The sequence below is a fragment of the Kyrpidia tusciae DSM 2912 genome, assembly GCF_000092905.1.
Lineage (GTDB): Bacteria > Bacillota > Bacilli > Kyrpidiales > Kyrpidiaceae > Kyrpidia > Kyrpidia tusciae.
This window is the reverse complement of sequence record NC_014098.1, coordinates 2751645-2763847: the sequence shown is the minus strand read 5'-3', so window position 1 is coordinate 2763847 and position 12203 is coordinate 2751645. Positions and strand designations below refer to the sequence as shown.

Below are 12203 nucleotides of genomic sequence, written 5' to 3'. Positions count from 1 at the left end.
GAGGAATGGAAACGCGATTGCGCAGAGCAAGTGGGTTTTCCCGGAACCGACGTTCGTAGCGTGCCTATGAGGAATGGAAACCGGAAGCGGCGAGAAAGGTGAAGGAGGAGGCGCTCATCAGTTCGTAGCGTGCCTATGAGGAATGGAAACTACAACGCCAGGGCCTCGACGGCCTTGGAACGGGCCTCGTTCGTAGCGTGCCTATGAGGAATGGAAACGGATCAGGACCGATGACATCACGGTTTCTGTCCCAGTTCGTAGCGTGCCTATGAGGAATGGAAACCCCAATGTGCCCGGCCATGCGGTCATCCAGCACGCGCACGGTTCGTAGCGTGCCTATGAGGAATGGAAACATCTTGATCTCCGGCGGATTGACCGGGACGTGCAGGGTTCGTAGCGTGCCTATGAGGAATGGAAACGGGTCACCGATGATGTTCACGTTGTCGAACGTGTCGATCCGTTCGTAGCGTGCCTATGAGGAATGGAAACCACTGCCTGTTCCATCTCGGTCTTTGTCCACCGTCGCGGTTCGTAGCGTGCCTATGAGGAATGGAAACACGTATTCGTAGCAATAAAAGAAGGGAATGAACTATGTTCGTAGCGTGCCTATGAGGAATGGAAACTTTAGGAAACAGTCCAATTAAAATACGCACTATCGAAAGTTCGTAGCGTGCCTATGAGGAATGGAAACTCGATTCGAGCGATTCAGTACGTCATTGAGACATACGCGTTCGTAGCGTGCCTATGAGGAATGGAAACGATTTAATGTGGACGTTGAGCAGGCTAAGGTGCTTGAAGGTTCGTAGCGTGCCTATGAGGAATGGAAACTTGCGGGATCGAGATCCCAGTTCTCAGAACTGTTTGGGTTCGTAGCGTGCCTATGAGGAATGGAAACCTTAGCGAAAAAGCTGGATAAAGAAGAGAAAAAAGGTTCGTAGCGTGCCTATGAGGAATGGAAACTGAAATCAAGGAACGAGAAGAACGGGAAGGGCGCAAGGAGTTCGTAGCGTGCCTATGAGGAATGGAAACATCACTCTGTAGATAGTAAAGATTATCTGATAACGGGTTCGTAGCGTGCCTATGAGGAATGGAAACTTCAATAGGGTCATCGGATCCTTTAGGGTTGGGTATAAGTTCGTAGCGTGCCTATGAGGAATGGAAACTTAGAAAGCGACGAAACAAGTAAATACCAGAAAAGCAGGTTCGTAGCGTGCCTATGAGGAATGGAAACAAGTTGCAACGCAGCCAAACCATACAACATAATCAATCGGTTCGTAGCGTGCCTATGAGGAATGGAAACTGGGGCTTCTCAGCTTGTCCACTCTTGGACATCGGGGTTCGTAGCGTGCCTATGAGGAATGGAAACTACGCGAAAGCGGCCTCTGTCCGGGCAATGCGACGGGCCCGGTTCGTAGCGTGCCTATGAGGAATGGAAACTGCATGGAAGGCAATTCGTGGAAGAAATAAAAAGGCGGGTTCGTAGCGTGCCTATGAGGAATGGAAACCCCGGTCAGCCTCGGCCGGGCTGGTCCATCGCCTCTTGTTCGTAGCGTGCCTATGAGGAATGGAAACTCCGATTCCTCAGATGTAGAAGGCGGAGGGGGCGGGTTCGTAGCGTGCCTATGAGGAATGGAAACCGATGTACACCAGACCGGCCACGGCAAAAACTGCAATGCGTTCGTAGCGTGCCTATGAGGAATGGAAACGACACTCAGACTGGCGGCGCCGATATCGGCAGGAGTGGTTCGTAGCGTGCCTATGAGGAATGGAAACCACTTGTACGTAGTGGTCATCGCCAGCACATTCGGGTTCGTAGCGTGCCTATGAGGAATGGAAACAGCTGGAAATTCAAAAAGCGACTGGTAAACCAGTGTGTTCGTAGCGTGCCTATGAGGAATGGAAACTTGCCAGCGGAGGATGGGAAGAGCAAAAGGCCGCCATGGGTTCGTAGCGTGCCTATGAGGAATGGAAACTCGGAAGAGCATCAACCTCGGTGGCGGCCATCGCCATGGCGGTTCGTAGCGTGCCTATGAGGAATGGAAACAAGTTGTTCCCGCGCGCCCCGGGATATTTTGCATCGTTCGTAGCGTGCCTATGAGGAATGGAAACTTCCGACTGACACCAGAGGGAAAGAGCAAACAGAAGTAGTTCGTAGCGTGCCTATGAGGAATGGAAACCAGATCATCGCAATCCTTTCGTCTTGTTGGGAATTTGTTCGTAGCGTGCCTATGAGGAATGGAAACGTCGCTGGCGGGTCGATTCTGATGATAATCTTGGGCGTCGTTCGTAGCGTGCCTATGAGGAATGGAAACCAGTTTTGGCACACCCACGTGCTTTGGGAAAACCGCCGGGTTCGTAGCGTGCCTATGAGGAATGGAAACTCATATGCACATTCACGGGCCGCGTTTGTCCAAATCTGTTCGTAGCGTGCCTATGAGGAATGGAAACATCGAGGAAAAAGTCTATAAATACTACGGGATTAGTAAGGTTCGTAGCGTGCCTATGAGGAATGGAAACAACTGACTGTGAGCAGGGAGATTCAGCAATGAGTCTCCGTTCGTAGCGTGCCTATGAGGAATGGAAACCGAGCCGTGGCTGGCGGCCGATGACAAGCGGCTGCAACGTTCGTAGCGTGCCTATGAGGAATGGAAACACGGCTTTCCAGTTTATTTCAGGCCGGTCGTTTTTCGTTCGTAGCGTGCCTATGAGGAATGGAAACGAGAAAGTGCACGGCAAACCCATCCGCGACATCGTGCTGTTCGTAGCGTGCCTATGAGGAATGGAAACCCGCACCAATGTACGAGCCGACCTGTTGCCACAACGTTCGTAGCGTGCCTATGAGGAATGGAAACCTGTTTCACACTCTCAGCGTTGAGGATGAACTTCAGGTTCGTAGCGTGCCTATGAGGAATGGAAACACATGGTGGTCCACAGCGTCCCGTTCCACCCCGGAGTTCGTAGCGTGCCTATGAGGAATGGAAACGACGTTGATCGCTTCGAGTTCACGCGCTTTGCGGGCGGTTCGTAGCGTGCCTATGAGGAATGGAAACTCACAAATGACAGGCCAGACATGGGGAGGGCTACGGTCGTGTTCGTAGCGTGCCTATGAGGAATGGAAACAAGAGGCGTTGGAAGAGTTGGGGGAGGAGGCGTGACGAGTGTTCGTAGCGTGCCTATGAGGAATGGAAACTGGAAGCATACCTCTCGGATCTGCTAGGAGGCGCAGAGTTCGTAGCGTGCCTATGAGGAATGGAAACACGCAAAGGGTATAGAAGTTCGACGGGTACGGGTCCGGGGTTCGTAGCGTGCCTATGAGGAATGGAAACGGCGTGAGAGGAGGAAAACAATGAGCGCTCTGGTGAGTTCGTAGCGTGCCTATGAGGAATGGAAACATTTCCGGTGGCGGAGTGTGAAGTCTGATTAGGTCTTCGGTTCGTAGCGTGCCTATGAGGAATGGAAACTGTTCCGAAAAGAAACGTCGATAAAAGGAACAAAACCTCGTTCGTAGCGTGCCTATGAGGAATGGAAACCCGAGAGTACCATCCCGGAGGCTGGTTGGTATATCGTCGGGTTCGTAGCGTGCCTATGAGGAATGGAAACACCGCAGACACACCTTCGATCGCCAACGTCTTCTGGGTTCGTAGCGTGCCTATGAGGAATGGAAACTTCTCCGGGTGATGCTGTCCGCAACTCCGCTTTGCCCGTTCGTAGCGTGCCTATGAGGAATGGAAACGAGTACAGCCCGGACGGGAACGAGATGTGGTGCGCGGGTTCGTAGCGTGCCTATGAGGAATGGAAACCGAGCACATAAACGTTATTATACCGTGTTTATCTGCTGGTTCGTAGCGTGCCTATGAGGAATGGAAACCGAATTTCTCACCTGGGGGAATCCCCACTGGTATCGGGAGGTTCGTAGCGTGCCTATGAGGAATGGAAACCGACTGGACCTTCGAGGACGTGTGGCATCACATCGCCGTTCGTAGCGTGCCTATGAGGAATGGAAACCGTATAATAACCTGTACTATCATGATGGACTATTTAGTTCGTAGCGTGCCTATGAGGAATGGAAACCGGATCAGGAGGGTGGTGAGGTGGGAGTGAAAAAGGGTTCGTAGCGTGCCTATGAGGAATGGAAACAAACACTCAATTCAACGTCACCTAACCACGTGCTAGAAAGTTCGTAGCGTGCCTATGAGGAATGGAAACAACATCTTTCCGCAGCGTCTAGACTGCGATGAACGTGACCGTTCGTAGCGTGCCTATGAGGAATGGAAACTAGCAAAGAAAAACGCGGGAAAAACATTCCCGCGTCAACACGTTCGTAGCGTGCCTATGAGGAATGGAAACTCATCTTTCACTGCCACGAATACGCTAGCTGCTTCAGAAAGTTCGTAGCGTGCCTATGAGGAATGGAAACGTTGATACGCGCAACCCCGCGCTCAAAGTCGATGTCGCGGTTCGTAGCGTGCCTATGAGGAATGGAAACCGTCGGTGTCAGGTTCACGCCTTCACCTCCCTGCACGCGTTCGTAGCGTGCCTATGAGGAATGGAAACGCGCTGTTGGAGAGCCAGATGCGCGTGATAGAAACGCTCGTTCGTAGCGTGCCTATGAGGAATGGAAACTACAACCCCCGTGCCTGGTCGGATAACCGAATCGGCAGTTCGTAGCGTGCCTATGAGGAATGGAAACCCGAGGGTGCAGGACCCGTCGACGGATTTCGCGGACGTGTTCGTAGCGTGCCTATGAGGAATGGAAACACAAAATCGAGCGTGAAGCCAATGAATTCGCTGTAGAGTTCGTAGCGTGCCTATGAGGAATGGAAACTGGTGCTCTTCTTTGATGCGCGACCGCCCTTTACTACCGTTCGTAGCGTGCCTATGAGGAATGGAAACCCTGTACCTGATGAACTTCCACAAGCACCAGTCCATGTTCGTAGCGTGCCTATGAGGAATGGAAACTCACCACCACCACTACTTAGTTCATTTGTCTTCTCTTCTGTTCGTAGCGTGCCTATGAGGAATGGAAACCAGCCGATACTGCTGGCAGGCGAAACCTCCGAAGATGGTTCGTAGCGTGCCTATGAGGAATGGAAACGCGGCATGCGACGGGAGCAAGTACAGTCCTGGGAGGTTCGTAGCGTGCCTATGAGGAATGGAAACTCGGACATCGATCACGTCGAAGAATGGGACGACGGCGTTCGTAGCGTGCCTATGAGGAATGGAAACTGCGGCGGTGAATCGCGTCTTTATGGAGTTGCGTGGTAGTTCGTAGCGTGCCTATGAGGAATGGAAACCGTCCCCTGTGTCATGCCGTCTGCCGTTGGTCCTGCCGGTGTTCGTAGCGTGCCTATGAGGAATGGAAACGCGGGTCATGCTGAGCTGGATCGACTGCACCACCGTGGGTTCGTAGCGTGCCTATGAGGAATGGAAACTCGCCTGTTGAGCCAGCGCATCCTGGTGAAACGGATTGTTCGTAGCGTGCCTATGAGGAATGGAAACGCCTCATGGTCCACACTACCCTGACCGGGCCGCGCAAAGGTTCGTAGCGTGCCTATGAGGAATGGAAACCGGTCAACTGGACACAAAGTATGCAGGGATCTGATCGTTCGTAGCGTGCCTATGAGGAATGGAAACACACTCAGTGGTACGCCGGGATACTACGGCCCGTGAGGAGTTCGTAGCGTGCCTATGAGGAATGGAAACGGAGATATTGGAACACAAATTGGAAATATCGAACAAGGGCGTTCGTAGCGTGCCTATGAGGAATGGAAACATGTGACGAGTTCGAACCAGGTGGTGCAATTCGACGTTCGTAGCGTGCCTATGAGGAATGGAAACCGTCGATGCGCACAGGGATTTTTTCGAGTTCCTTGGTTCGTAGCGTGCCTATGAGGAATGGAAACTACTGGGAGGGATCCCCGCATCCAGTGAAGATGGTCAGGCGTTCGTAGCGTGCCTATGAGGAATGGAAACATCGCACCGCCCGTGTCGGCCGCAATCCGCCTCTCGACGTGTTCGTAGCGTGCCTATGAGGAATGGAAACTCCATCGTCCGCTCCTCAACCGATCCGCGCCGAACGGTTCGTAGCGTGCCTATGAGGAATGGAAACACCATTCGCCCATCGTGGAACAGCAGGAACACGCCTGTTCGTAGCGTGCCTATGAGGAATGGAAACCGTGATCGAGCCGAACGGCGTGATCAGGCCGCTCAGGTGGTTCGTAGCGTGCCTATGAGGAATGGAAACATTCAAGATCAGCACACATGACTCGGTGCGGCCCTGCGTTCGTAGCGTGCCTATGAGGAATGGAAACCCGCTCTCTTGTGCCATCTGCCCCTTCAGCCAATCGAGTTCGTAGCGTGCCTATGAGGAATGGAAACCGGGGCGAACCGGACAGGAAGGTGGTGTTTGGCTGAAGGTTCGTAGCGTGCCTATGAGGAATGGAAACAATCGCTTTCGCAGCGAAATCGAATCCGGCCAGTACAGTTCGTAGCGTGCCTATGAGGAATGGAAACTCCGACCACACCGACGCTCCGCTGGCGCCGGTTCCTCGGTTCGTAGCGTGCCTATGAGGAATGGAAACCGGGGCGAACCGGACAGGAAGGTGGTGTTTGGCTGAAGGTTCGTAGCGTGCCTATGAGGAATGGAAACGAAACTCGCCTACCAGCAGGGTTGGGCGACAAAGGAGTTCGTAGCGTGCCTATGAGGAATGGAAACATGACACCCTGTAGCCAGTCGGTTTGGATGGGATCGCCGTTCGTAGCGTGCCTATGAGGAATGGAAACACGTTGAATCGGAGATGTTGGCGGCCGCCATCCCTGGCGCCGTTCGTAGCGTGCCTATGAGGAATGGAAACTTCTGGTTGGCCAGCCAGAAGACAGGCCGACCAAGATGGGTTCGTAGCGTGCCTATGAGGAATGGAAACTCGGCATCCAAGGCGGCGGACATTCTGGCCGGGACCGCGGTTCGTAGCGTGCCTATGAGGAATGGAAACGCCGAATAGGTCGGAGAGGTGGCGTCCGCGTGGACGTGGTTCGTAGCGTGCCTATGAGGAATGGAAACGCGTAATGAGATCGTGCGAGCGATTGCAGAGTTGATCGGCGTTCGTAGCGTGCCTATGAGGAATGGAAACATGTGAAATTCTCGTGGTCTTTGAGCGCGGTTCGGGGTTCGTAGCGTGCCTATGAGGAATGGAAACTGCTCTCTTCCCGCTCCCACCTGCTCCACGAATAGGTGTGTTCGTAGCGTGCCTATGAGGAATGGAAACCAGAGTCCGCGCTGGAGCAGGCGGCGAAGGCGCATGAGAGTTCGTAGCGTGCCTATGAGGAATGGAAACTTCAGGCGATCCGGGAGAGTGGTGGCGCATGACCTACCAGTTCGTAGCGTGCCTATGAGGAATGGAAACCTGGCCGCCGATCCCTACGCCTATGGCGCCCTCGAGTTCGTAGCGTGCCTATGAGGAATGGAAACACATGTTATCCCCTCCTCAGTCGATTTGATAGCGGGTTCGTAGCGTGCCTATGAGGAATGGAAACGTCAACCTATCGCCTCCCTTCACGCCGCCGGTTCCGGGTTCGTAGCGTGCCTATGAGGAATGGAAACCCCGACTGGACAGACATGGGCAGACACCGGCGAAATCGTTCGTAGCGTGCCTATGAGGAATGGAAACCTTAATATCATGTTGCAACCCAGCAGCCATCGCATGGAGTTCGTAGCGTGCCTATGAGGAATGGAAACATCTCGATGACCTGCTTTTCCGGCCCCCAGCTGAGCGGTTCGTAGCGTGCCTATGAGGAATGGAAACCTCGTGGCGTTCAGGAAGTAATGTCCGGCGTATGCGGGGGTTCGTAGCGTGCCTATGAGGAATGGAAACATCCCCCGGGACGCATTCTTCCGCTGGTACGAGGAAGGTTCGTAGCGTGCCTATGAGGAATGGAAACACACCCCCCTCGCCGTATATTATACACGATGAACCGAAGTTCGTAGCGTGCCTATGAGGAATGGAAACCTGCGTGACCGCGTGAAGCAGTACATCTCCGCTCATCTGGGTTCGTAGCGTGCCTATGAGGAATGGAAACCGAACGTCATCCGGATCACGCAAAGAAACTTGTCTGTCCGTTCGTAGCGTGCCTATGAGGAATGGAAACCCGGGTGCACGAGAATCTCGCATGGCCACTCCCGGGGATGGTTCGTAGCGTGCCTATGAGGAATGGAAACATTGGTCATACGTAATTTCCAACTGCCCAGCCAATTTCCGGTTCGTAGCGTGCCTATGAGGAATGGAAACAGGGCCGAGTGGCGGGAAGTGAACGGGCGAAAACTCGAGTTCGTAGCGTGCCTATGAGGAATGGAAACCCGGGTGTCCGACGGTAGCACCGCGCTCCTGCTGGAGGTTCGTAGCGTGCCTATGAGGAATGGAAACGAGCGCGATTTCGTCGAGACTCTGCTGGCCGCCTGGAGGTTCGTAGCGTGCCTATGAGGAATGGAAACCGCCCGCCAGCCAGAAGGCGCTGGCTCGTGTGTGAGAAGGGTTCGTAGCGTGCCTATGAGGAATGGAAACCCTTCTGGAACGACCTCAGCCTCTGAGCCGCACGTCGTTCGTAGCGTGCCTATGAGGAATGGAAACATGATCAGGACTGGCGCGGGTTTGCCTTTTCGCTCTGGTTCGTAGCGTGCCTATGAGGAATGGAAACTCGTCTTTTACCTCGCGAATCCTGGCATCCGTCTTCGCATGTTCGTAGCGTGCCTATGAGGAATGGAAACTGCCTGTATGCGAATCCGTCGTATCCGGGCGGCACATCCCGTTCGTAGCGTAGCTATGAGGAATGGAAACCTGGGACGGGGAGTGGGTATATATGCGGGGTTTCATCCCGTTCGTAGCGTGCCTATGAGGAATGGAAACGGAGCGGAAAGGGCGAGGGTATGAGATCGAAGCAGGGGTGTTCGTAGCGTGCCTATGAGGAATGGAAACCGGGTTTGGTTTCCTCATCTTCCTTGCGCCCACGCTTTGTTCGTAGCGTGCCTATGAGGAATGGAAACTTGACGATGCAAGAACCGCTGATTCTCCGCTCCATCCTGCGTTCGTAGCGTGCCTATGAGGAATGGAAACTGCGTGGAAATCGGTTAGGACTTCGATCGGGCACCACTCAGTTCGTAGCGTGCCTATGAGGAATGGAAACACCGCAGAGGCGGTTGTTGACGATGCAAGACCCGCTGATTGTTCGTAGCGTGCCTATGAGGAATGGAAACATGAGCACCGTACGCAGACCGGCGAGATCTTCGTCGCCGTTCGTAGCGTGCCTATGAGGAATGGAAACAGCTCCGCTTCAACCTTTTTCCCGTCCTCAGTCATTGAGTTCGTAGCGTGCCTATGAGGAATGGAAACTGCGTATCACGGCGGACTTTGCCGCCGATCCGAACCATTGTTCGTAGCGTGCCTATGAGGAATGGAAACCCAGTAAATGTTACAAGGTGGGTGGTCTGTATATAGGGTTCGTAGCGTGCCTATGAGGAATGGAAACCCCCTCCAGCCACAGGAAGGACGGGTCTGGTTTGAAGTTCGTAGCGTGCCTATGAGGAATGGAAACACGTCGTCAGTCGATGGTTGCAACGGAAGGACGAAGTTCGTAGCGTGCCTATGAGGAATGGAAACATCGTCTGCCGGGACGACGGACGCCCCATGCCAGCCCGGTTCGTAGCGTGCCTATGAGGAATGGAAACTTCATGGCGGTGACACGTTCCGCCGACATCAATCACAGTTCGTAGCGTGCCTATGAGGAATGGAAACCTCGGCCTGCCTCATCAGCGCCGGGAGGCCATCCCCGGTTCGTAGCGTGCCTATGAGGAATGGAAACGCCACTCACCACCACCTCCATGTCCACATCTTCGTAGCGAGTTCGTAGCGTGCCTATGAGGAATGGAAACTTTCCGCCGCCTGGAACGCGATCGTAAGCAACATCCAAGTTCGTAGCGTGCCTATGAGGAATGGAAACCTGGCTGGTGGTTTGCCAAGCTGGCGATCAAAACAAGTTCGTAGCGTGCCTATGAGGAATGGAAACGCGATCCGAGCGACATAGAGGAAGCGATCATGCGGACGCGTTCGTAGCGTGCCTATGAGGAATGGAAACCCGTCGAAGTGAATGGCTCATCGCAAGACGTATTGGTCGTTCGTAGCGTGCCTATGAGGAATGGAAACGATGGAGTACGCTTATGGGACCTGCTCATCCTGTTTAGCGTTCGTAGCGTGCCTATGAGGAATGGAAACCCCGCTCCAGCCGTTGTACCTGACTGGATGCTTTTGAGTTCGTAGCGTGCCTATGAGGAATGGAAACATGAGCTGCAAGCGAAATATCGGGCGAGGGTTTACCTTGTTCGTAGCGTGCCTATGAGGAATGGAAACCGGAATTGTCAGTCATAGAATTCGCTGGAGGCCCTCAGTTCGTAGCGTGCCTATGAGGAATGGAAACCGGGCTGCGTCCGCGCCGTTGGTGATCGACGACGGGTTCGTAGCGTGCCTATGAGGAATGGAAACGAGTGCGTAGGCCATATCGGTGATCTCCCCGGCACTAGCGTTCGTAGCGTGCCTATGAGGAATGGAAACCGCTCGGGAATGACATGACGCTGCCCGGAACGAGCGCGTTCGTAGCGTGCCTATGAGGAATGGAAACTCATGCTGGCCGAGCTGGACCCGGCGAACCCCTACGGCCGGTTCGTAGCGTGCCTATGAGGAATGGAAACGACAAGGTATGCGATAATTTAGGTATCCGGGTGTTGGTTCGTAGCGTGCCTATGAGGAATGGAAACTATCGATCTGGTGGCGTTGAAATTCAACCAGCGCCAGGTTCGTAGCGTGCCTATGAGGAATGGAAACGAGGTCGAAACCAGACACCTTTGGTGCATGGGTGGGAGCGGTTCGTAGCGTGCCTATGAGGAATGGAAACAGTTTGAGGACCCAGTGCCGGCTAACAAAGAATTCCGGCTGTTCGTAGCGTGCCTATGAGGAATGGAAACCCGCCCGGGCCACCGTGGTGATGACGATCACCCCCGGTTCGTAGCGTGCCTATGAGGAATGGAAACACCGCTGGTGCCCGCCGACAAGGTTCCTGGTCCGCTCAGTTCGTAGCGTGCCTATGAGGAATGGAAACTCGATCAAGAACCCACCCAGGTGAAGATCCGTCGGGTTCGTAGCGTGCCTATGAGGAATGGAAACCCATCAGTACCAGGACACAGGACCGCGATGAGGACATCCTGTTCGTAGCGTGCCTATGAGGAATGGAAACTCCAGGTAAGGGGTCAAAGAAGATTAGCCCGACTCGTTCGTAGCGTGCCTATGAGGAATGGAAACTGACGTGGTCAACCCGCGAGTAGTCCAGTGGATGGAAAGTTCGTAGCGTGCCTATGAGGAATGGAAACGGCGTCGACGTGGCTCGTTATGGTGACGACAGGACGGGTTCGTAGCGTGCCTATGAGGAATGGAAACTCAGGCCATGGTAGAAGGAGCCCTGGACGCGATAGTGGGGTTCGTAGCGTGCCTATGAGGAATGGAAACCTCTATGCCCTCTTTGGGGCCAGCAGGACAGGCAACGTTCGTAGCGTGCCTATGAGGAATGGAAACCTGGGTGGTTGAGACACCGGCATTGAACCGGCCTTGTTCGTAGCGTGCCTATGAGGAATGGAAACCCCCGCAACAGGCTTATGTTCCGAGGGATGAAGGCGGCGGTTCGTAGCGTGCCTATGAGGAATGGAAACCCAAGGCCATCACCTTGGCGAAGCGGGCCAGCCGGATGCCGGTTCGTAGCGTGCCTATGAGGAATGGAAACAGAAAAACAAATCGGTCATACTCCGTGGCGTTGCGGGTTCGTAGCGTGCCTATGAGGAATGGAAACAGGCTCTCAATAGCGGCGAATTTGTGTTCGTCTATCGCGAGTTCGTAGCGTGCCTATGAGGAATGGAAACAACGTCCACTTCCAGCCGCTCTCTCAGCGTTTCATTGTTCGTAGCGTGCCTATGAGGAATGGAAACCTCTTACACGTTACAATGTGTATGTGCTACATTGTTGTTCGTAGCGTGCCTATGAGGAATGGAAACCCCAATCCGGATCGTCCTCATCCTCTTCCTCGCCGTGTTCGTAGCGTGCCTATGAGGAATGGAAACCGAGTTCATCCCGAGTGGCGTCCGGATATTTTTCATGGTTCGTAGCGTGCCT

Annotated in this window: 1 CRISPR repeat array (only partly in view). The window is 53.9% G+C overall.

The annotated features are described in order from the left end of the window. A CRISPR array of direct repeats spans positions 1-12203; the repeat unit is 30 nt; unit sequence GTTCGTAGCGTGCCTATGAGGAATGGAAAC (it extends past both window edges: 4230 nt to the left, 1575 nt to the right).